Source organism: Microcoleus sp. CAWBG58 (genome assembly GCF_020883045.1).
Classification (GTDB): domain Bacteria; phylum Cyanobacteriota; class Cyanobacteriia; order Cyanobacteriales; family Microcoleaceae; genus Microcoleus.
The window spans coordinates 64,318-87,465 of the sequence record NZ_JAHRFA010000026.1; the positions used below are offsets into that span (position 1 = coordinate 64,318).

Annotated in this window: 20 protein-coding genes; 13 read left to right on the forward strand and 7 right to left on the reverse strand. The window is 45.3% G+C overall.

The features are described 5' to 3' along the window. Entirely contained in the window at positions 1–2,346 is a 2,346-nt protein-coding gene (locus QZ918_RS14005) for a hypothetical protein (RefSeq protein ID WP_293336005.1), read from the reverse strand. A 163-nt stretch (positions 2,347–2,509) separates the two neighbouring features. Beyond that, positions 2,510–3,193, reverse strand: coding sequence for a DUF1345 domain-containing protein (locus QZ918_RS14010; protein ID WP_293336006.1), 684 nt, complete (start codon positions 3,191–3,193; stop codon positions 2,510–2,512). Positions 3,194–3,387: 194 nt separating this feature from the next. Between QZ918_RS14010 and QZ918_RS14015 the strand changes: the two genes are divergently transcribed. The 7 genes from QZ918_RS14015 (at position 3,388) to QZ918_RS14045 (ending at position 12,769) form a co-directional block, all read left to right on the forward strand. Then, on the forward strand, positions 3,388–3,642 hold the full coding sequence (locus QZ918_RS14015) for a hypothetical protein (protein WP_293157697.1): 255 nt from the start codon (positions 3,388–3,390) through the stop codon (positions 3,640–3,642). Positions 3,643–3,824: 182 nt separating this feature from the next. Then, complete coding sequence (locus tag QZ918_RS14020) at positions 3,825–4,796, forward strand: Hpt domain-containing protein (RefSeq protein ID WP_293336007.1); 972 nt, start codon at positions 3,825–3,827, stop codon at positions 4,794–4,796. Positions 4,797–4,862: 66 nt separating this feature from the next. After that, positions 4,863–5,954, forward strand: a complete 1,092-nt coding sequence (locus QZ918_RS14025; RefSeq protein ID WP_293336008.1) for an RNA-guided endonuclease InsQ/TnpB family protein — start codon at positions 4,863–4,865, stop codon at positions 5,952–5,954. Between the two features lie 323 nt (positions 5,955–6,277). Continuing rightward, positions 6,278–6,742 (forward strand): Fur family transcriptional regulator, encoded by a 465-nt coding sequence (locus tag QZ918_RS14030; RefSeq protein WP_293336009.1) that lies wholly within the window; start codon positions 6,278–6,280, stop codon positions 6,740–6,742. 688 nt (positions 6,743–7,430) lie between these two features. Continuing rightward, positions 7,431–9,632: a hypothetical protein gene (locus QZ918_RS14035; RefSeq protein ID WP_293336010.1), complete on the forward strand. Its 2,202-nt coding sequence runs from the start codon at positions 7,431–7,433 to the stop codon at positions 9,630–9,632. 420 nt (positions 9,633–10,052) lie between these two features. Then, on the forward strand, positions 10,053–11,987 hold the full coding sequence (locus QZ918_RS14040; RefSeq protein WP_293336011.1) for a DUF3685 domain-containing protein: 1,935 nt from the start codon (positions 10,053–10,055) through the stop codon (positions 11,985–11,987). Positions 11,988–12,283: 296 nt separating this feature from the next. Then, on the forward strand, positions 12,284–12,769 hold the full coding sequence (locus QZ918_RS14045; protein ID WP_293336012.1) for a CRR6 family NdhI maturation factor: 486 nt from the start codon (positions 12,284–12,286) through the stop codon (positions 12,767–12,769). Between the two features lie 52 nt (positions 12,770–12,821). On the opposite strand, the gene QZ918_RS14050 is transcribed toward QZ918_RS14045, so the two are convergent. Then, positions 12,822–13,058, reverse strand: a complete 237-nt coding sequence (locus QZ918_RS14050) for a hypothetical protein (RefSeq protein WP_293336014.1) — start codon at positions 13,056–13,058, stop codon at positions 12,822–12,824. A gap of 413 nt (positions 13,059–13,471) precedes the next feature. Between QZ918_RS14050 and QZ918_RS14055 the strand changes: the two genes are divergently transcribed. From QZ918_RS14055 to QZ918_RS14065, 3 genes are all read left to right on the forward strand, one after another. Beyond that, the gene (locus QZ918_RS14055) at positions 13,472–15,004 is read left to right on the forward strand and encodes a phytoene desaturase family protein (RefSeq protein WP_293336016.1); all 1,533 of its coding nucleotides are present in this window, start codon (positions 13,472–13,474) and stop codon (positions 15,002–15,004) included. Between the two features lie 357 nt (positions 15,005–15,361). After that, entirely contained in the window at positions 15,362–16,576 is a 1,215-nt protein-coding gene (locus tag QZ918_RS14060; RefSeq protein ID WP_293336018.1) for an FAD-dependent oxidoreductase, read from the forward strand. 361 nt (positions 16,577–16,937) lie between these two features. Further along, positions 16,938–17,060, forward strand: a complete 123-nt coding sequence (locus tag QZ918_RS14065) for a hypothetical protein (RefSeq protein WP_293157680.1) — start codon at positions 16,938–16,940, stop codon at positions 17,058–17,060. Between the two features lie 614 nt (positions 17,061–17,674). Here QZ918_RS14065 and surE read toward each other — a convergent pair. After that, positions 17,675–18,352 (reverse strand): 5'/3'-nucleotidase SurE, encoded by a 678-nt coding sequence (surE, locus tag QZ918_RS14070; protein WP_293336020.1) that lies wholly within the window; start codon positions 18,350–18,352, stop codon positions 17,675–17,677. Between the two features lie 149 nt (positions 18,353–18,501). On the opposite strand from surE, the gene QZ918_RS14075 reads away from it, so the two are divergent. Together QZ918_RS14075 and QZ918_RS14080 are read left to right on the forward strand one after the other, a co-directional pair. Further along, on the forward strand, positions 18,502–19,938 hold the full coding sequence (locus QZ918_RS14075) for a DUF3370 domain-containing protein (protein WP_293336030.1): 1,437 nt from the start codon (positions 18,502–18,504) through the stop codon (positions 19,936–19,938). Positions 19,939–20,033: 95 nt separating this feature from the next. Next, positions 20,034–20,594 (forward strand): Uma2 family endonuclease, encoded by a 561-nt coding sequence (locus QZ918_RS14080; RefSeq protein WP_293185689.1) that lies wholly within the window; start codon positions 20,034–20,036, stop codon positions 20,592–20,594. Positions 20,595–20,642: 48 nt separating this feature from the next. On the opposite strand, the gene QZ918_RS14085 is transcribed toward QZ918_RS14080, so the two are convergent. The 3 genes from QZ918_RS14085 to QZ918_RS14095 all read right to left on the reverse strand — a co-directional run bounded on the left by QZ918_RS14085 (position 20,643) and on the right by QZ918_RS14095 (position 22,122). Beyond that, positions 20,643–21,071 (reverse strand): HNH endonuclease, encoded by a 429-nt coding sequence (locus QZ918_RS14085; protein WP_293336022.1) that lies wholly within the window; start codon positions 21,069–21,071, stop codon positions 20,643–20,645. Further along, entirely contained in the window at positions 21,068–21,427 is a 360-nt protein-coding gene (locus QZ918_RS14090) for a hypothetical protein (RefSeq protein WP_293336024.1), read from the reverse strand. Before QZ918_RS14090 ends, QZ918_RS14085 begins: the two co-directional genes overlap by 4 nt. 167 nt (positions 21,428–21,594) lie before the next feature. After that, the gene (locus tag QZ918_RS14095) at positions 21,595–22,122 is read right to left on the reverse strand and encodes a helix-turn-helix domain-containing protein (protein ID WP_293336026.1); all 528 of its coding nucleotides are present in this window, start codon (positions 22,120–22,122) and stop codon (positions 21,595–21,597) included. Positions 22,123–22,445: 323 nt separating this feature from the next. Here QZ918_RS14095 and QZ918_RS14100 point away from each other — a divergent pair, with 323 nt between their 5' ends. Next, the gene (locus tag QZ918_RS14100) at positions 22,446–23,036 is read left to right on the forward strand and encodes a hypothetical protein (protein WP_293336028.1); all 591 of its coding nucleotides are present in this window, start codon (positions 22,446–22,448) and stop codon (positions 23,034–23,036) included. The last annotated feature ends 112 nt before the right edge of the window (positions 23,037–23,148 follow it).

Genomic DNA, 23,148 nt, shown 5'->3' on the forward strand with positions numbered 1-23,148 from the left:
CTAAAAAGCATTCTCATCTTCACTGAGATGACAGGCAACTACACTGTATGGATAATCATTTTGCTCAACATCTACCCCAATAACCACAACTCGGCTGACAGGAGAAATGCTCATAATTTCATCCACAGCATTTTTCATTGTTCGATTTCTTTTTTCTCTATCAATACGCTTATAGGCGAAGCCAGCGACTGCTCCGCGCTCTGGAACTGTTTTATTAATTAATCTACAAGTATTATTGTGCTCGGGTAGTTCCCAAAACTTATTGACAATTTTTTTTATTCGTTTGAACCCTTCTTCAAACTTTGTTTGATCATCATGAGTAAAATTGAGAAGTACACAACCCACTTCAGTCCAACGCTCAGGCTGCCGTGATTCAATATGCTGGATAATGCTTCTCCACCAACGTGTTAATTTACGCTTCGGTTTAGGAGTTTCACTTTTAGGTAATTGCTTCATAAAAAATGGATCAAAAATGTTGGACAGACCAAGTAAGGAAAGACCCTGTTTAGTAAACTCAGCATTCCCAATGTTAAACCCTGTATCAAGATAGAACGCAAGCAAATCAATCTCATCGCCATTATAATCAGCATTTTTCTCAAATTCTGCTCGCCGCACTAAGTAGTGTAGTTTCTCACAACTTCCCTCCAAAATTTCAAAGATAATTTCGAGATTAGCAAGAGACATAGTTGGAGACATTTCAAGATCAGATGCAATTAAACCCGCTTGTTTCAAATCGGTGGTTCGACAAAAAAGAGTACCCAATGATTCTAAAGTGATACTCAAGCGAACCACCTCACCTACTTTTGAACAGTCAACTTCATTTAATTCGCCTTTGCGATTCTTAAACTGATGCAAACCAGAATTATTTTTTAGGTATTCTGAAAATCTCTTGGATTGAATTGATGGTTCCACCAGTAATTTTTTGACTATCGTCTTCAGGCTCTTAAATGCTCCACGCCTTGTTGCTTCAGTCACTCTACCTGATTTAGCCTCCACAACTAGCAGATAGGAGTCGAGTAAAACCAGAAGGTCATTTTCAAAAGTCTGCTTGGTTGTAGGGTCGAACCATTCGCTACCTTGATAGAGCTTGGCAGATGGAAAAGCTTTCTGGAAAAGCTGATAAATCTCTTGCTCCAAAAATTTTCCCCTACGCTCTTCATATTTTTTATAAATTTCAGCATGAGGTTTAATAATAGCTTCCATAATATCTATGAAATAATTTAAGAAGAGTGTTAGGACTGGGCAGAAATAAGTTCCAACCTCAAGCTTGATGAGAGGTTTCTGCCAAACACGATTGCCAAGAAATAAATGTTCTGGATTGCAGTCTGATAAATCTCCGAAAGATAGCGACCAGGCATCGAGCACATTTTTTAATGCTTCTGGAGCAACAGCTTTTGGGTAAGCATCTACAAACGTATCGAGTGTTAATGTGTAAATATGTTTTAGTCGTAGATCACTTTGACTGAAAATAATACCTCTTAAGCCGTCAAGAGTTAAACCTTCCTTTTGAACATAGGCTGAGAGGTCTTCTGGAGATGAAGTAAGATCGGGAAAAGCTTGATAATATTCTTTGATAGCTGTTTCGATGTTTTTGGCTCGGATTGCAGGCATAACCAAATTCCAATGCTGATTGATTCTGCTTTCAACAACCTCGACTATTTTGAACCACATTTCAACTAAACAAACAACTCGAACTCCAATTTTTTGCTCAATCGTATCATCCAGACTTGAGAATAAATCCGAAACAATCCGCTTAACTTGTTGTGGATATCCCCAGTTACGTACAGCTTGAGTATGTGTCCTGATCGTTTCTACTGTGATAAACTTCTGATGCTCTATAGTTGTAGATGGATCGGCTATCAATAAAGGCTTCATTTGAAATCCACGTGTGACATCCTGAACCAGTTGGCGAAACTCAACAAAGTCTTGTGGTAGAGCTGGTCGGAAATCAAATGAATTTTGTGAATGCTGAAGAAGAAGACCTTGTAGAAATTCTACATGATGTTGAAGGATTGGATTTTTTTCAGTCCACTCACGATTTATGCCGGGTGAAGTAGTTAAACCGTAGTATGCAAAAAGCGATAGTAAAGAACAAGGCTCAACCTGAAAAATTTGTTTTTGCAATGTTTCAAAAGAGGTCTCAAATTGTTGACAGAAGTTTTCACCTAATTTCTTAATTAATTCAACTCTTGCGTCTTCAACCATTCCCTCAAACTGTGATGACGTCTTGTCATAAGTGAATCCAGTAAATTCTTTTTCGACGCGACGAGTGGCAAAACCTTTAGACTGGTTTTTATTATTGGCTTGGGCAGAGGTTTTCTCTTTCTTCCGTTTCTTCTTACTCACTGTAAAACTCACCTAAACCATGATACTTAGTTCTCCATCCCAATGATAGCAGGACTTTATTAAAATACTCAACTCGGACAGATAACTTGGATAGACCGCCCCGATATAACCTAAGCAGTCGAACTATTATTAGGCTGAAACTTTCCACTGGGACAGAATAATGTCAACTCAATCCCGCAATAATATTGACACTCATAGCCAGAATCGCGGTGTTAAAAAAGAACGATAGCACGCTGTGAAAAAGCACGAGATACCTAGTCGAACGAGAAGTTATCTGCACATCTGCAACTTGGCAAGTCATGCCAATCCCAAAGGAGAAATATAAAAAATCTTTGTAATCTGGTTCCTCGTCGCCTGGAAAATCCAAACCCCCCGCCTGCAAGTAGCTGCCGTGCTGCTTGCTGCGGTTTTTGTAAAAGTTGCGGGCATAGTGCATGGTGAAGATAGTGTGTACCTGCATCCAAGAGCCAACAATTGTCAGCACAGAAAGCCCCAAGTGCAGCAATAGCAAATTTGGGGGCAGGCCTTTGGTATCCCGCAGCAGGAAGACGATCGCCAATAAGCTAGCACAAGCGGCTGCGAGGATGGTACTTAAGATTGTCAAGCGGCCGGCGTCCAACTGCTGAGCGTGGTGGCGCATCAATTCGGGAGTGCCTTGCAGCATCAGCATCCAAGTTAAAATCAGGAAACTGACAGCGCCCGCGTTCCAAATGCACAGCGTCCGAGTCAGGGGGATATAGTCAGGCGGCAGGAAAACAGCAACTGCCATAGCAAACAGAACAGATACAAACAGGCGGTGACGGAGGCTCCACACCCAGTGCATTTTAGATTGAGAAACATTTTTCACAAATATCTACTGTAAGTTAGGCACTGTAAGGGTTAGAAAATCCCAACTACTGCTATCTTGGCAGGCAATTCGCCAAAAATAGCTATGAATTGGCAACACGCACTACAGGCAGGATTTTTCATGCCTTTCGATAGATCGATCGACCTCAACTTTCTAGGTACAGTGGGACAAAAGATAAATAGTGGTTTGATATTATGGCATCCTCCCAACCCCTCAAAGGTCTTGAATTGATCGACTGCGCCAAAGCCAACGCCCAACAAGGAATCACCACAGCCGCCGAGCTTTGCGGCTACGGAAGCGACCTCAACACCTTCGAGCGGGAACTCAAAGAAGCTTGCCAAAACATCGGCGTCGAAGTCAAGGAATTGAACGACTTGATTACGGATCAGCAGAGGATCAAACAAGGAATGGGCATTGAAATCGCTCCAGACACTCCCTCAGAACTCTAGCCTCAACCTCCAGCCCACCAGGAAAGAGAGCTAAAACCGCGCCGACAAGAGTATTGTCAGCCTGCAAGCTGAGGCAGGCTAGAATATTTTGCATGGGAGCTTCCGACTCTGGGCGGGAGTCGCGTTTCCTCCCGCGAAGAGGGTGCTTTCTGGAGGGGGCTGAGATTGTTAGGAGGACTGTCGTGTCAGATCAGCAAGATCGAATAATGCGTTTGTTTATAGAGGAGGCTAAGGAGCACCTCGATACTCTAGAAAATGGTTTGGTGGATTTGAAGTCCACAATGAAAGACCCCGAAATGGTCCAGGAGATGTTTCGAGCCGCCCACTCTGTGAAAGGAGGGGCGGCTATGCTCAGCTTGGATAGTATTAAAACAACCGCTCACCGCTTGGAAGATTGTTTTAAGGTACTCAAGGATGGGCCAGTCAAGCAGGTTGACCAAACGGCAGAATCTCTATTTTTAAAGGGAGTTGATACGCTTAAAGACTTGCTGGCGCGACTGGAAGGGCCTTTTGGCTTGAGGAATGAAGAGGGAGAAAAACTCGTCCAGCAGGTGATGCCAGTTTTTGCTCAACTGGAAACTCATCTCAACAACTTGGCGGCGGGCAAAGTTGTGGCGGTTGTTACTGCTGGAACTCGTGCACCCGTTGCGGCTCCAACAGCGGGCGCCGCGCCGGCGAATTTTGCTGTTCAAGTGATGGTTTTACTGAAAGAGATGTTGCAGGTGTTCAAGCAGAAAGAATCTGCTGCTAGCCGTCAGGAGTTGGCGGCTGTGTGCGCTCGACTCTATAAGTTGGGAGCTAAATTTGAGCCTTGGCAAAATTTAGTTAAAACTGCTAGAGGGGCGATTGTTAATCCCAAAAACTCTTATAAAGTCTTAGCTCCGCTGATTATCAAAGAGCTCAAGGATGCGGGAGATTTGGTGCAAACTGGGAAAGTCAAGACGATCGCTCCGAGTAAAAATTTGCTACTTTTGGTAGCAGCCCCAAAACCAGCAGAGGTAAGCGCGACCGCAGCCCCAGCAGCCGCGTCGAAGGAAGTAGCACTTCCCGCCGAACCGAAGGCGGTAGTCAAGCTTTTGCTCAAAACCTTCAACAAAAAGCAACTCTCAGAAATTGCCAAGTTACTGGTTCACGCCATTAAATCCTCTTCCTAGGAGCAAGAGTTAAGTGGCAAATAGTTTGCTAAACTTATCTAAAGTTGATTGCTGAGAGTCAGTTCCATGTTTGCCGTCAAGCGAACGCTCAAATTGAATAATCAAGAAGCGACCTTGATGGCAAAACACAAAGGATGGAGGCGCGTGGTATTTAACATGGGTCCCGGCCTGCGAGTCCAAATGTACGGTGCAGGTGAGTTTTCTGACTCAAAGGTCATCAACGAAATCAAGAAAGTTCTCACTAACTACGTCAAGAAACAACCTGAATGTGCTTGGATGAATCAGTTGTCTTCTCGTGTTTACCAAAACGCTTTGATTGATTTAAAAGAAGCGTTTGGGAGATATCGTTTGGGGAAAGCCGGTCATCCAAAATTTGCCAGTCGCCGTGACGGTCAATCATTCACGGTTGATTCGTCAAACGGCAAAGTTTTGTTAAGTGCAGGCAGGACTATTAAAATTCCCACACTGGGAACATTCCGATTGCACGAGCCACTCTCATGCAGTTTTGTTTCTCAGACTTTCACACTCTCAAAAGAAGGAAATCGCTGGTTCGTATCTTTCTGTGTAGATGCCCAACGTTTACCGATTCTACAAAGAGAAAGTTCTGTAGGAATTGACATAGGTGTCAAATCCTTCGCCACCCTGCCAAACAATCAAGTGTTTGATGCGCCAAAACCGCTAAAACAAGCGAAAACCAAGCTGGTACGGTTACAGCGCCAAGCATCAAGGCAGGTGAAAGGTTCTAACAACCAACGCAAAATCTACGACAAAATCCGCCAAATTCACGCAAAAATTGCCTGCATTCGTAAAGACTTCCTTCACAAGTTGACAACTTACTTAGCCCAGACTTTCTGGCGAATTAAGATTGAAGACTTAAATGTCAGCGGAATGCTGGCAAATCACAAGCTAGCCGGAGCGATATCCGACTTGGGTTTTTACGAATTCAGGCGACAGTTAGAGTATAAATGCCAAATGTATGGCTCCCAATTAGTGCTGGTAGATCGATGGTTTTCCAGTTCTAAGATTTGTGCCAATTGCGGGCATAAAAAAGATATGCCACTCAGCGTTCTGACTTACGATTGTCCTGCTTGCGGCCTGTCGCTCGATCGCGATTTGAATGCTAGTTTAAATATTTTGAATTGGGAACCCTCGGCTTGAGGGGGATAGCTTGCTTACCTTGGGATGGCCGACCACCCAATAGCGCAGGAAGTGAACTCTTTCATTGTAGCTAAAGATGGCTTTAGTTAAGTTTGGGTAAGTTTTACGAAGCAGTTAAGGCAATATTTTTGAGAAGGAGAATTTTTTGATGCGTGCTGGCAGCGGGCTAATCCGGCAACGATCGAGAATTCGCTATCTTGGAGATTTTTGCCCTCTAGCTTCTAGTCTTGGGAAACCCTGCGTTAGAATTAAGCTATATATAGACCGGCGTGCAATGTATTGTACCAAAATAAAAATCGAGCAGGCTTTAGAAGGCGGTAGCTGTGAAACCAATTCGTTCATTAGAAGATGCTTTAAACCGCTGTCAGGCGATGGGAATGCGCTTGAGCCGCCAGCGTCGATTTATTCTAGAGCTTTTGTGGGATGCAAAAGAACACCTCTCGGCTCGCGAAATTTACGATCGCCTGAACCAACAAGCAAAGGGGATCGGTCATACTTCTGTTTATCAAAATCTGGAAGCTTTGTCGAGAGAAGGGATTATTGAGTGCATCGAACGCTCGGAAGGACGCTTGTACGGGAATGTCAGCGACTCTCACTCTCATGTCAATTGTCTGGATACGGCTCAGATTCTCGACGTTCATGTGGAATTGCCGATCGACTTGATCGAACAAATCCAACAGCAAACAGGTGTCAAAATTGTAGACTACCGGATAGATTTCTACGGATATAGATCGGCAGAGTCAGCTACGCCAGCATCAACTCCTAGCGATACGCCAAAAGCTTCGTAAATGATGAGGCAGCCACTGGTAGAAGCAAAAGGGATATTTTTGCTGTGGCTGTTTAAGGTATAAAATGATTCAAGTATTGATAGTGGGTCGATCGGGCCGAGGTACGTTGTTGGGCTTTAGCCCTCTTTATAGATATGTGTAAAGAGGGCTAAAGCCCAACAACGTACCTTAAGAGTGAAACTCGATTGGCACGTTGGGCGAGAAATCAAATTTAGCACTCAGCAAAAAAAATAGTTCTACCCGCCACAGGTACAAGTTGAGACAAAATCCGGGTTGGGTAGCCACTTGGTTTTTTAGTTGGCCCGAATCGATCGAAATTTTGTGTAGCAACATTTTCAGAACCCTGCCAAATTTATCTGTGGAGTCAAATCGACAATCGAAGAAAAGAAAATCGAAAATCGCTAGACTGACAGGGCTTTCTAGTGTTTTTTCAGCTAAACAGCACCGGAAGCAGTGAATAATTGTTGGATACCTGGTATGATTTACGTGCTTCTTGAGCCTAAAATACTTGGAAGCAAGCAGTGGGGCTAGACACGAACCTCACTACAAAACGCCGTAAAGGGAAAAATTGCAAGTACCTTGAAGGAAATTCTAGATCTCCTTAACAGGAGTCTGAAACCCACATCGCAATCGATGATTTGATGTGGGAGTGTCACGCAGAGAGCGCATTACAGGACAGGCTGAAGTAATGGCGAGACGACAATCTGACCAATTCCACACACCACCCAAATACAACCCATCCCCCAAACCGACGGCACAGTTGAGTGCAGAGGCGACAGGCGATGCGAGTTCCTCCCTCACGGCGTCGCCGAGGGAGGGGAAAAGAACTTTTTGGCAGTGGCAACTGATCTGGCTGAGTCTCCTGGTGGGATTTGGAGTAACGGGTGCCGCTGCATTTCTGTGGCTGCTGACGATGCCTCCGCCACCGAATTGCCAGCAACTGTCGCCATTGGCGGCGGACGGAGAGCGACTTTACTGCGCTCAGCAAGCTGCTAAATCGGGCAAGCTAGAACAGCTAGAAGCGGCAATAGGACTGGTGCAGGCTTGGCCGAAAGAACACCCGCTATACTCGCAGGGCCAACATTTGATCGGGGAATGGTCGAAAGCCATGCTCGCATTTGCCAGGGCAAAAATTGAGCTGGGCGATTTGAAGGGCGCTCTGGGAATTGTGGCGAAAATTCCGAAAACCAGTCCGTCTTACCCAGAGGTACAGGATGCTGTGACTGCTTGGGAAAAAAATTGGCAGGAGGGGCAAAAACTCTACGATACAGCGCTAGCAGCTTTGAAAAGTGAGGATTTGAGGAAGGCATGGGATTACGCTCAAGCTCTGTTTAAGCTGGAAAATATTTTCTGGAGTCAGAAGCGCTACAACGAGCTGATCCAGCAAATTTCTCTGGAAAGAAACGGCTGGCAGCGCTTGCAAGAGGCTAGAAATTTGGCGCAGGAGGGAACTCCCCAAAAGTTCGCTGAGGCGATCGTCCTGGCTCGCAAAATAGACCCGCAGCTTTTTGCCCGCGGTAAAGCAGAAAAGGAAATTGAGGGCTGGAGCCGGACTTTGCTGGCAATGGCGACTAAGCGGTTGAAGGGGAAAGACCTCCCAGGGGCGATCGAGGCTGCTTCTGTGGTGCCCCAAGATTCCCCGCTGTTTGCGGAAGCTCAAGATTTGATGCAGTTGGGTAGGGCTCAGGCGGTGATGTGGAACCAGTCGGTATCGACGCCACTGGCACAACATATTTTTACTTTGCTGGAAGGGCAGGGAGCTGCCAGCCAAATTGCTCCGGGCCGACCGCTGTACAAGCAGGCTCAAGTGCAAGTTGAAAGTTTACAGGTGCAGTTTCAAGATTTGCTGCGGCTGCAAGTGGCAAGCTCGATCGCCAGTTTCGGTCAAATCGGGGCGCTTCAGATGGCGATCGAGCAGGCGCAAACCATCGGGCCGCGTCAGCCTCGGCGGGTTCACGCTCAAACTTTGGTGGCTACTTGGCGGCGCGAAATTCAGCGGATCGAAGACCAAGCTTTTGTGAATCTGGCGAAGCAGTTGGCAGCACCGGGAACGGTTGAAGGACTTAAGGGCGGCATTGCTCAGGTACTTCTGATCTCTCAAAACCGTCCCCGCAGAGTAGAGGCGCAAACTCTCCTGGCTCAGTGGACGAAACGCATAGAAGTTATTCAAGATCAGCCTTTTTTAGATGAGGCGATCGCCCTGGCCAAGCAAGGAAAACTGAGCGCGGCTATTGACAAAGCTTCGGAAATTAAGAGCGGTAGAACTCTTTACGCTAAAGCTCAGGATAATGTCTATCAGTGGGTGAGCGAACTGCAAGTTGCTCAAGATCGTCCGATTCTCGATCGAGCTGCGGAATTAGCATCTCAAGGTAGTCTGTCGGCGGCGATTAATATGGCTTCCCAAGTCGGTTACGGTAGGGCGCTGCACTCTGAGGCCGCAGGTGCGATCGGGCGCTGGAGTGCCGAACTCAGAGCCAACACTGCGCCGCCGCCGGAGCCCGCTCGCGAGTACGCCCCGGCTCCGCGACAGGAAGAGTACGCCCCGGCTCCGCGACAGGAAGAGTACGCCCCGGCTCCGCGACAGGAAGAGTACGCCCCGGCTCCGGAGCCTTACTATCCGCCCGCCAGAGAAGAAGCTCCGGCTCCGGCTCCGGAACCTTACTATCCGCCTGCCAGACAAGAGGCTCCGGCTCCGGCTCCGGAACCTTACTATCCGCCCGCGAGGGAGCCGGAACCTTACTACCCGCCCGCGAGGGAGCCGGAACCTTACTATCCGCCCGCCAGACAACAAGCCCCGGCTCCGGAACCTGCTCCGGCTCCGGCTCCGGAACCGCCGCCTTCGATTCCTCAGCCGACTGGACCTCCTGATGCTAATTTGATCCCCGAGTAATTCGGTTTTAGGGGAGGCGCGTCTAATATCTCGTATCTAAAATTTGACATACTCCCCGACCGTCGCGGACGGGGATTCTAATTCATGGTTCACAGAAGTCGGCTTGCTATATCAGGCTTCCCTTTTATAGTAGAGGCAGTCTTCTCCCCATGCTTTCCCTCGAACGAGGCAGATTCCTAGTGCCCGCGAGGTACTGTTAGATTAAATTAATGATGGCTTTTGTTTCTTTGGGTACTTACTTATTTCCCTTAGCTATGTTTTTCTTGGCTTTCGCTACCCAATATTTTGCAGATATAAACTCTGCTTTCTGGTTCAAGGAGTCTTAACAAGCCACCACCATGGGATTTTCAACCCCTATAACTATAGCAAAAGCCGATGCTCAAAGCACGGGGCACTACCCCAATTTTTTGGTAAAATCGAGTGAGTAATTTGCAACTGCTGTCGATCGACCCCGACCCCATTTTCCGACTGGGGCTGAAAGTCGCCTGCGAGCAGTATCCTGATTTGGAAATTGTCGCAGATGTGGTCACGGGAACCGAGGCGTTGGAGGTTCTGGAAGCTCGATCGACCGCCTCTCTCTGGGCCAAGAAGCCCGTTGATTTGGTAATTTTGGCTGTTGAGAGGTTAAGTTTGCGATCGGGTCTCATACAGACGCTGGCAGTTTGTGGCGAGTTCAAAAATTTGTACCCCAACCTACCGCTGTTGCTCCTAGGTGGGCCGCTCGCACCGGAGCAGTTGGGGCAGTTACAAGCTGCGGGTGCGAAGGGCTATTGTCCTAAAGATAGAGATATTTCCCAGACAATAGAAGCTATTCGGGTGGTAGCATCTGGCGGCACTTATTGGCCGACAGATACGCCAGCTAACTCTCAAATAGAGCTAAATTCAGCGACGGTTAAAACAATAGAAAATTCGCCAGCCAATCTAGAAGAAAATGCTGAGAGTTTGACAGTTGAGACGCCCGTCCACAAAAAAATTCTGGCTTATTTTTGTGTGTCTGGATTGCGAGAAATAGATGCAGCTTTGGCAAGTATTAAAGCTGATTTGGAACAGATCCAAGTGGCAGATTCGACAGACTTAGCCACTATTTTAGATGGGATTGTAGTCAGAGGGCGCCGCCGAGAATTGTTGGCTGCTCGTTGGATTGTCAGTCAGTTATTGGAAGTTCCAGGGAAGTCGGAAGAACGAAGAGGGGAGAAGGAAGAGTCCGAGGGGAGAAGAAAGACGGGAGAAGGAAGAGTGGAGAGTTTGTGGGATAATTCTCAGTTGCAAGTCACGAATTCCCGAGGTTCGGGTCAATCTTTAGTGCTGGCAAATAATTGGCAAGGCAGCTTGTTTGACTCGGTGGCTGCTAAATTGCAGTTTGATATGGTCAATTTGACTGGCGTGCCTTTGGAAATCGATATTTTGCGATCGACAAAACAGCGCGAATTGATGAGTTCCATCCTGCGGAAGTTACGGGAGTTGCTGGAGGAATTGCGCTTGGGGCAAGTGCAGCAAACTCAATTGTCCGAAAAAATGCCTGCTATTTTGCGGGATTTGTGGGAAGCGACAATCGTAGATTTTTTTGGCAGATACTATACGCTGCAAATGGGAGAAAATCTGGTTGTTGACAGCAGTCAAACAAGCTTGAAACTACTGCCAGAAAGTCAAGGGGAAATCGCTGCTAATTTATGGAGTGGTGGCGGCGTAGAAGTGGTGCCGGTTCTGCTGGCAGATGAAACAGCAGTTGCCGCAGAAATCCTTGACAAAATTCCGATGACAGTTGATTTATTTGCACATTTGTTATTTGAAATTCCGCTCACAGTTGACAATCTTTCTTGTGTTGCTGGCAGCCCGCAAGCGATGCAGCGAGCAGAAGCATTGTTAGCAAATTTGGTAATTCAAGTTGCTAGCGGAGTCGTGCAGCCTTTGCTCAATAATTTTGCGGATATTGAGGAAATCAAGCAAACTTTTTACGATGGCAAGTTAATTTCAACACGGGAAATTGAGCGGTTTCGGAATGATTTATCGTGGAGATATCGCTGGGATAGCTATTTTGTAGAACCGAAAGCTATTTTTGAAAGCAGGTTTTGGCTGTTTGTTTTGGCTGATTTTGGAATTAAAAGAATTTCTATTTATGCTCCAAGAAATTTGGAGTTAGCACAGCTTTCTGGGTGGCAGTTGGCTTTAACTTTGGTGCTGGAAACTCGGGATGCGATCGCACCTAGGGTTCGCGCGGTTATTTCGTTGTTGGGTACTGCTGTTGTTTACGTTTTAACTCAAGTTATAGGGCGGGGAATTGGCTTGATCGGGCGGGGAATTATCCAGGGTATTGGCAATTCTTTACAGGATACCAAATTTGGAAAAAATGGCTGATATTCTGCGAAAAAATTAACGATTACAATCTTCGTAGTGAGGACTTCAGTCCGCAATCAGAAGGACTAAAGTCCTCACTACCAACCAACCTGTTCGTAGTGAGGACTTCAGTCCGCAATCAGAAGGACTAAAGTCCTCACTACCAACCAACCTGTTCGTAGTGAGGACTTCAGTCCGCAATCAGAAGGACTAAAGTCCTCACTACGAACCTTTTTATTGCGGTTGATTTACCGGGAGCGAGCTAATTGGTGGTACTATAAATAATGACTTACTTAATGCTATAAGGTTGACTTTTTATGAGTATTATGATAGCGATTGATGCCGATCGCATAAACAGCTTAGATTTGTCTCCGGTGCGGACTGTTATTGAACAGTGGCTGGCCGCAGGAGCGATCGCCCAAAACGAACAACAGGTACAATTTGAAATTGAGTATCCGCGCGAAGAATTAGATCCGCGAGAAATATCAGAACTTCCCGAAGTGCGGCTTTGGTTTATTCGCTTGGATGCTTGTTATCCTTGGCTGCCCTTTTTGCTGGATTGGAAAGCCGGAGAATTGGCCCGCTATGCCGCGATGTTAGTACCGCACCAATTCCACCGAACCCAAGGCATTCAGTACAATCCTGAAGCTTTGGAAATGTTTTTGATGAGCAAAATTTTTGTGCTGACTGATTGGTTGAACCAGCAGGGAATTCCGAGTAAATCGAAGTTGATGGCAATGTCGCAGATGTTTGGTTACGATTTGGATGATGCTTTTTTTGATGTCATCGTGCCACACAAATAAGACTTTGTGCATCTGATTAACATCATCCTAATTGAGTAGATGTCTCTATACCTTAAGGCATACGCACAAAGGTAGAAACCCGGTTTGTGAACGGATGCTGCATTGCTAAACCCAAGATTTGTTCCGAGAAACCGGGTTTCTTGAGTTCCATAAGAATTATTGCCAACGTCATGGCTAGAAACCCGGTTTCTTCTATTGTAGGGAGAACCAGAAAGCCCGCCCTCGAAGCTATAAGAGACCTGTATAAATGCTTAATCAATCTTAACAGCAGCCGGAAGATGGCTTTCATACAATGTTTCAAGCAACTCGCCCAGCAATTTTGTTGCTTGACTTGACACTTTTCTGAAAATTTAGAGTTAGTTTAGATAAAGATATAGCAACTCTAAATTATTTGCGTAATTAATTGTAGCAACTCTTCCCGAGCCCGGTTACTCCGATAGATTAGGGGGTAGGCACGGGGGCACTACCCCTACAAATTTACCGGTTACTCCGATAGATTAGGGGGTAGGCACGGGGGCACTACCCCTACAAATTTGTATGAATGATTTAGGATTGCTATAGCAAGAATCGCCAAGATGGTTGGGACGTTCTTAGTTGCACAAACTCATGTAGTCGCTTCCTCCTTCTTCATTCTTCCTTCTTCATTCTTCCTTCTTCCTTTTAAAAACGATCGCCCGATTCAATCGATCGAGGAAATATCCCATGAAAACAGATTACCTCATCGTCGGTAGTGGTTTATCAGCATTGGTTTTCGGAGCCTTAATGGCAAACTCCGGCAAAACCGTGCACATCCTGGAAGCTCACGAGCATCCCGGAGGCTTTGGCCACACCTTTACAATGGCCAAAAAATACACGTTTAACGCCCAATTCCACTACGTTTGGGACTGCGGCGAAGGACATACAGTCAATCGAGTCCTCAAAAAACTGGGTCTCGATCGCGATGTCACCTTTGAGCGCTACGATCCGAATGGCTTTGACCATATGAGAATGCCCGGATATGCGCTAGATATTCCCTCGGAACCAGACGAACTGATCCGCAGATTGTCGGCGCTGTTTCCCGAAGCCAGCGAGAACATTCGCAAATTCGTCAACGAAGTCGAAAAAACCGGCGAGGGACTCAGAAAACTCGCTCCTCCCGTCAAACCAATTGAATTGCTCAAAAATTTCGGTGACGTATTCTGCGCCGTCCAACACCTCAACAGCACACTCCAAGACGTTTTCGATAAATTCCAACTCCCGCAAGCCGCCCAAACTTTATTAGCACTGCAATGGCCGGACTTTTTGCTACCTCCCAACCAACTTTCTTTCTATGCTTGGATTGCTTTATTTCGAGGCTATCAAGAAGGTGCATTTTATCCGACGCAGCATTTTGAAGATGTCATCAATTCTTTAGTTAAAGTCATTGAATCCAACGGCGGGAAAGTTTTACTAAACCATGAAGTCACGAATTTCAGGCTGACAGATAGAACTGTCACGGGAGTTGAAGCGATGGATTTGACCACGCATCAAACCCATGAATTCACGGGCGACACGGTGATTTGTAACCTCGACCCCAAAAGAGCCGCCAAGATGATTGGTGAGGAAATGTTCTCAAAAACAGTGCGGCGGAAACTCGATTATGAGTATTCTGCATCCAACTACATGGTGTACTGCGTTGTCAAAGATATCGACCTGCGAGACTACGGCTTTGGCAAGTGGAATACGTTTCATTCGGAACATTTGGATCTGAATGAAGCTTTTGCTCAAATGTATGACAAAAATGATTTTTCTCGTCCGAGTTTTGCGATTACAACGCCGACTTTGCTCACCGAAGCGCGGCCCGATTGTCCAGAAGATTGTCAAATTGTAGAATTTCTGACTGTGGCAAACTACAGTTATTTTAAACAACTTTGGGACACAGACCGCAAAGCTTACAGGCAGAAGAAACAAGAGATTTTCGACTCGATTTTAGACGTGGTAGAAAAACACTATGTTCCAGATTTCCGCAAACACATGGTGTTTCACATCACCGGAAGTCCTACGACTAACGAGCGCTTTTGCTGGTGTCCTAACGGCAATTCCTACGGTTCTACTCTGACGCCAAAAAACATGGGAGTCGATCGGCTAAATCACGAAACATCCCTCAACAATTTCTATTTCTGCAACGCATCCTCGGGCTATCCAGGCTTTGCGCCGACATTTTGGACGGGGGCGCTGCTTTATCAACGTTTGTCCGGCGATGCGATTTTAGGCTGACAAATTAAGACTGAAACCATAATAAATGTCGTTTTTAGTCGAGTCTAGATCCCCCTAAATCCCCCGGATAGTCGGGGGACTTTGAGAATACTCTTATCCTCCCTTAAGAAGGGGGAATTTGAGAATACTCTTATCCCCCCCCTTATTAAGGGGGGTTAGGGGGGATCGGAGCCAACCTGGTAACGATAAAACTAGAAACAGCTTCTAGTCCCCCCCTTATTAAGGGGGGTTAGGGGGGATCGGATCTAAGCTAGAAACGATAAAAATTAAGGACTTGCATTCATTACTCCAAACTTTTTTTTAAGCTCTTAAGCATTCGATGATTAATGTTCCATTCTATCAATTTAGGAGAGAACCATGAGAATTGCAATTGTTGGGGGCGGAGCTAGCGGTATGGCTACAGCCTACTGGCTCAACAAACAGGGACACCACGTCACTGTGTTGGAAAGTCAGCCGATTTTAGGCGGACACATTCGGACGCTCAATAAAAATGTTTTGCCAAATCAATCTGATTGCAATGAAATATTAGAAAATGGGGTGCTGGAATTTCCCACTGTGTTTTACAATTTCGTGGCTTTAATGCAGGAGCTAGGCGTTGAATTAGAACCTGTGCAGATTGGTTCAGCGCTGTTTTTTAAAGATGGCGGTCACTTTTTGTCGGCGGTTGCTATTCAAAAAAATTTTACGGGAATGCAACGCCTGATTGAGTATTTGCGACTCGACAGTCTCTACGCTCGTTCGGCGGGATTTATTTTAAAAATGCGGTTTGCTAAACAGCACGATTTCTACGATATGCCGCTTTCTGTGAGTTTAAAAAGCTCGTGCGTTCGCAATGATTGGCTGAAGTTGCTGACGATGTACAGCTACTCGATACCGTTTGAATTGCTCGACGATTTTCCAGCGGAATTGGCGATGCCGGTGCTGCGCGAATATGCTTCGGTGAATTGGGTGAGGATTAAAGGGGGGGTCTATTCTTACATTGAAAAGATTCTGGAGCGGTTTAAAGGGGATATACTGCTGAATGTGGAGATTGCCAAGATTTTCCGAAGTGCTGGTGCTGTAAAAATTGTGCTGACCAATGGGGAAATTCAGGAATTTGATAAGGTGGTTTTTGCGATGCCGCCAGACCAAGTGATGAGGCTGTTGGCTGACCCGACGGAGGCGGAAACGAAGCGGTTTGCGGCCTGGAAACCCAATTATGCCACAACTGTGCTGCATTCGGATACTTCGATGTACGATCGCTACGGTATTCGCAAATTATCGGAATTCGATTTTTTCGAGACGGACAGCGGCTGGGGCTACAATGCGAGCTTGAATCAGCTTTGCGGTATCACATCGCCGCGAGAGTACAGTTTAGCGTTTAAGTTGGAGGAGGCGATCGACAAAAACCAAATTATTCACATTCAAAAACATCACACGCCACTGTATAGCGTCGAGTCTTTTCGATACCGAAACGAAGTTATCGAGACTAACGGCGAGAACAATACCTATCATGCGGGAGCTTATTTGGGGGATGGCTTGCACGAAGGAGCGATTACCTCTGCTTTGCGAGTCGCGAAATTAATCGGCTGAGTGGAACGTTGATGCTACAAACTCTAGGAAATAAAGTAATTTCCGACATTCTACACATGAGGAATTTATGGATATGCCTAAGAGTAGATGCTAGGAGTGCAAAACCTAGTTTATAATCTACCAAAGATGATACGATACTAACAGCAAGTAAACTCGTGTCCGCTGAAAACACTGTAAAATAAGTTTGTAGTGGGTTAAGTCCTCAGAAAATGCTGAAAAATTAAGTCCTGACTACAAACTTATTCTATTAAGGCTAATTGACCGAACACGATATCGCACCTGTCTGTCGGGCAACTTTCTTTACTTGCAGTTAGGCAGAGGTTTCTATCGATGTTTTTTGAGTCAAAATTGAGGAATGATTATGTCAAAAGAGAGAAAAAGCAACAAAGAAGTCAAAAAGCCAAAAAAACAACCTGATGGTGTTGCTAAGCCGAAGGATGACAATAAAAATTTTGGTAGCAGGGACGGTCAGAAGGAGAGATAGCTACCATTCTAGGGATGGCAATTAATTTTGTTCGATTGTCATTCCTCTCAAGGTTCAACTTATTTAACAACTATCCCGTTTTTGGCTCATCCGAAAACGGGTTTATTATTAGAGCGTATCCGCAGAGAATGCTCGCAATCATCAGATTGGTTGATTGTGGTAATTGAGCAATAAAATATTATATTTAGGCTATATGTGCGGTTTTATTGTCGTCAGACAATTTAGGTACGTAGTTGCGCTTCAGCGCTCTTTATAATATTAAGGAAAGAGCCTTTAATCTGAGGTACGTAGTTGCGATGAAAGCGCTATTTATAGTATAAGCTAAGAACCTTTAATCTGAGGTACGTAGTTGCGATGAAAGCGCTATTTCCTAATATGAGCGTATAGCGCCCAAGCGCAACTACATACCTTGGCCCAAGCGCGAGCCGACCTTTAAGCGATACTTTTGGTATGAGAATAAAACCACCCTACCTAATCCAGGGCTGTTTCATTCTCTTGTAGGGGCGGTGCCCCCGTGCCCGCCCTCCGAGTTGGTAGAGGGGGTAGGCACGGGGGCACTACCCCTACAAAATCGTAATCGTCCTGAGAATGAAATAGCCCTGCTACCTAATCCCTCACAGCGAGATCTCAGTCACCGCAATATTACCGCCAAAACACACCTCAACATCAGTTCCCAAAGCTCGATCGCGCGAGCCATACTCTCCGACATAATAAAAGTATTCTCCCTCTTGGCGGTAAACCACAGGCAGCGGCTGAGTTGAAGGGCGACAAAACACAATTTCCGGTTCCGCACTTCCCGGCGCTAAATGCGGAAAATTCACATTCCAGAAACACCCCGGCTTTGATTCCCGGTTGAGCAAATCGGCCAACACCCGCGATGTCCAGCGAGTCGCGACATCCCAGTCAATTTCCAGCGGCCTTTTAATTCTATGGGAAATTGCGATGCCAGGAATACCGTGCATGGCTGCTTCCCGCACCGCAGCCACCGTACCCGAAATGTACACGTCAACGCCCAAATTGCCGCCGGCGTTAATCCCGGAAAGTACCAAATCCGGTTTTGGACAAACGTGATTGAGAGCAATCCGCACGCAGTCTGCGGGTGTTCCTCCTACAGCATACTCGACGGACGATCGGCGATCGACATGAATCGGACTGTGAGCCGTCACCTGATGCCCGCAGCCCGAAAGTTGCCCTTGAGGGGCCACCATAATTGTCTTGCCCTCTACAGCCTGCAAAAGTGCCTGAATCCCCGGAGCATCAATGCCGTCGTCGTTGGTTAAAATTATCGTCATTGAAAATTTGTCCTAAATTTGACTATATCCGCAAAAATTGACCTAAAATTCCCAAACTCAAGGAAATGTCAACCTAGTTGTGGTAAAGTTTTGTGTCGATTGCTTTGTGTCAAAGCAATTTGCAAGTTCAGTTAAACGCGCTCACAGCTATGTTTTTGTTACCAATTCTACCCTTAGCTCAAGCAATCCCGAAACCTCCGAGTCAACAAGTCATCCAAATTCAGCGAGAAGTCCCGCTACCGGAAAACGAACTGGATTTACCACCACAACCGCAGACAACCGCCCCGCTGAAAACTGTGACGGTGCCCCAGCAAGTGCGCGTTTTGCCGGGAAAACTCGACAGCATCCCCGTTTTCAACAGTAACAGCCCCGAAGTTGTACAAACCGAAGGCATTTTGCTCTCCACATTTCCCGAGGAATCCAAACAAGTACCTTCTGCACACTTAAACTTTGCCTTCAAAGGCCGATTTGACATCTTCGCCCACCACATCGCCAAGGCAAAAAATCGCGCCCAAACTCGCACCTTATTTCAAGGCATAATTGTTCACAATCCCAACTCGGAACCTGTTACTTTAAATATCCTGCAAGGAGCGACTTATTTAACTCGCCCGGATGCTTTGTTTGTCGATTTGCCGTCCTATTTAGAAAATCGATTCGGCACTGTGTTTGCGGGGCCTGGAAGCCGCATCACCAGCGATGTGCTGCGGGGGCACAGACAAGCCATTTTGCCTGCTGCGATCGAAATTCCGGGCAATCAGAGCCGAATGCTGATGAATTTGCCGATACCTGTGGGCAATGTCACGCCTTCTTCTAACGGGCGATCGACTTTGATGCGAGTTTCGAGCAGCAATTCGGTTTATGTTGCTAGTTTGGCGATGTTTGCTCCTCAAACTAAAGAAGGAGTCGAGCAATATCCGACTTTAGAACAGTGGGAAAATATTTTAAACACGAAAGGTTTAGCCGGGCCGAGAGATTTGGCACCAACTCCCAGAGGCGAAAATCCACTGCAAAAAATTTATGGGCGCGTCTCGGGAGTAGCTGAAGGTTCCCAATGGCAAGCTAAAATTACTGACAGTTCAAGAACTGATTATTTAACGATTCCCAAACGTGGGGAAGAATTTTCCTATGCCTTGAGCACTACTGATACTGGTACTTTTGGGACTGGTCAAATTCAAAGTGCTAAAATGTTAGCTCGCTATCCCGATACTGCTTATCTTGCTCACGGTAATTACGGGATTCAATACAATTTAACTTTTCCGCTTTACAACAAATCTCGTGAGTCGCAATCTGTCAGCATTAGAATGCAAACACCGATCAAGGCAAATACAGAATCGGCTGGATTGATGTTTTACGATCCGCCGGAAAATCGAATATTTTTCCGAGGTACGGTGCGGGTGATGTTTAATGATGATACGGGTAAGACTTTGACGCGCTACATTCACATTGTCCAGCGCCGGGGACAGCAGGGTGAAGCTTTGGTAAATGTGAACCTGAAGCCGGGGGAACGCCGTTTGGTGCAGGTGGATTTCTTGTATCCGCCGGATGCTACGCCGCCGCAAGTGCTGACAGTGCGATCGAGCAATTAGTTAATTTTGATTCAGTTAGGGCGATCGGCCAGTAGGTTGAATCTTACTGGCAACAATGATAAAGTTTATACAACTGCCGAATAAGGAGAATAGTTATGTCTGTTCAAATGCAAAGACGGCTATTTACAGTGCAAGAATATCACCTAATGGGTGAGGCTGGCATTTTGGGTGAAGATGACCGAGTAGAATTGATAGAAGGAGAGATCGTTCAAATGGCTGCAATTGGTACTCGTCATGCAACTTGTGTACGGCGACTGATCCGACAGTTTCGCCAACTTCCAGAAGAAAGTGCTATTTTGGATGTTCAAAACCCAATTCAGTTAAGTGAGCGTACAGAACCTCAACCGGATATTGTATTGCTACAACCTCGCGCTGACTACTACGCTACTGCACATCCAGTACCATCTGAAGTTTTGTTGTTAGTTGAGGTTTCTGATAGCACTGTTGATTTCGATCGCAATGTGAAAGTTCCTAACTATGCTCGTTCTGGTATTCAAGAAGTATGGTTGTGGGATCTTGAGGTGAATTGTTTAGAAGTTTACCGTTGTCCGACGGCAAATGGCTATACTTCAATGCAAAAGTTTGAGCGGGGAGAAATGGTTGCGCCGCTAGCTTTTCCTGAGTTTGAAGTAAGCGTTGATTTTATTTTGGGTTAGAGGGATATAGAAGTAGATAAGCTTATGGTGTGGTTTGAACGCGATCGATTAATCGGGTATTGTTAACGATCGAGTTTTGCTCAATAGCTTGCGTTGAGTCAGGCATTCTGCACGATTAACTTGCAATAAATACACACTTACTCGACCGATCGCACTTAGAGGTTCGATCGTACCACTTTCAGTTTGAAGTTGAAAATGGTCTGCCCAGCGATCTTTTCGAGGATGGTAAAGTCGAACCACTTCACCTGTTTCTGGATCGATCGAGGCAATGTCGCTGCCTTTATTTTTGTTACAAAGCGAGCAAAACAAAGCCAGATTGCTTTCAACTGTTTCGCCGCTGTGTTTTTCTGCAATGATATGGTCTATTTGATGAGACGAGAGGGCGATTGTTTCTGGAATTAAACAATATTCGCAGCATCCGTTAGCGCGATCGCATACCATTCGTCGCAGACTAGCTGAAAAGTAGGTTTTACTCATGCTGCCTCGCTCAGTTTCAGCAGGGCTTGTGCTTTGGCAATGCGTACTAAATGTTCGACAAATTCGTATTGCTGCCACAAACGCTGCTCAATCGGCGTTAGTCCTTCCGTGCGGTTTTTCTCTAATAAAGTATCGATTTCCGCTTGAAGAGAGTCGGATAAACGCAGGGCTAATATTTCTTGTGGCGATGGTAAACTTGCTATAAATTCTAAGATTTGCGTGAGTCCAGAAAATCCATTTGCAGGATTGGCTTCGACTTCCCTCAATCCCAGCATCAAAATCTGTGGTAATTCATCTTTGAGAGTATCTAGCCGCAGTGCTAGTTCGTCGGGAATTTGAAGGGTAATTGTTGCCATTTTTTTACTCACTGACGCTCTGATTGAATCGTAGCATAATAAAAGTACGATCGCCCTTACGTGAGAAATGCAGCGTGCGATCGTCCTCCGAGACAAGGTAAAAGTGCGATCGTCCTTCCCGATCTTAATCGCTTCACCCTACCAATCAGTTGAAGTGCAGCAAAATTTTAGTTAGCGTTGTTATCGTTGAGGTCTAAGTTTTGTATTGATATTTCTGAAGGTAGCGGTACAGTTATTTGTAGGTATACACCAATTTTTATTTGATTGTTTTCAAAAGTTATATTAGTTACGTTAACTTTACTATTTTCTGATAAACCGTCTGGAATAGGAAATTTAACAGGTGGTTTAGTTTTATATCCAGCATCTTCAAGCCATTCAGCAATATTTCTCCAATTTTCAATCTTTTCAATCCCTTTACCCACAAAGCCTTTAACGTATCTATAAATAGTCGCACACAAGTCAGTTTCCACACCTTTGGGATTCTTTTGCAGCTTTTCGGCGATTTCAGCGGGACTGTTGCCACAAAGCAACCCCCGCAGGTGGAGCTTTTCTACGGGGGTGAGAGGCTTTCCCTTAACGGCGGCCAAGTCTGCGTACAGAGTTTTTAGATCCCAGCGGCTTTCTGCTTCGACGAAGCGATCGTTTGTGGATGCCATAAATAGATGTGCGTAAAGTTCCTGATGGAAGTCTAACATAATTCCTGATGTATGTCAGTTTACGAGCAGTGTTATTTGTCGTAATATACTTGAAAGCTCAAGTGTAAGTGGTGCAATTTACAAGTTAAAAAGTTGGTGGCTGGGCTTTTGAGTGATTAATGATGGCAGTTAGCGACCCGACAGGGGAGTAGGGCTGAATTTTGGTAAATTTCTCGCTTTGACTCTAGTTTCGGGTGCTGCTGGTAATTTTTTTAATTTATTTTCTGGGTTTTGCATAATTTTGTGGATTAGCCCCTGATATATAAACAGGAGGCTGTAGCATCTCTTCTTGGGGTTGATAAGCAGATTGAAAGATTGAAATTATGGCTTCGTCTCAGAATCAAGGGGTCACTCCTTTACTCACAGGCTCTAAACTATACTTCAGCAAAAAAGCAGTGAGATTGGGAAATGCTGTTTATTTAATTCGTAACATTACCGGTTTTAGAGTCACTGAAGCTCAAATTACTGAGACAACAAGAAATCAAAAAGGAGTGCCATTTGAGGTTTTGATTTGTATGTATGTGGCAGCATTATTCTTATTAATAAAAGAAAGCGAAAGAATATGGCTAATAGTAATTGTCACAATGATTATACTGGCTTTAGGTTATAATTTTTTTATACCCAAAACAATCAAAGTAATCACAACCCAGTATTTGATTGAAGTATCTTTCATTTCAGGAGATAAAGCAAATCTTTTACTCACCAGTGGTAAAAATATCACCAGTGAAAAATTATTAGAAGAAGTAGTTTCAGAATTATATAAAATTTTAGATAGTAATGAAGAAAAAACTTACGTAATTAATATAGAAGACAATTCTATCAATGTTGACCAAAGTGGCTCCTCAATTGGTATTGGATACTCTGGGAGCATTAGTGTTCGGCAAGTAGGTGGTAAGATAGTATCCGCTCAATAATTCGGGGTAGCCCAGAAAAAAAGTAGGCAAAGTATATAAAATGTTATAAAATAGGAAACATGACGCAAAAGATTATTTCACAAGACAAGTCACCCTACAATATACTACTGCT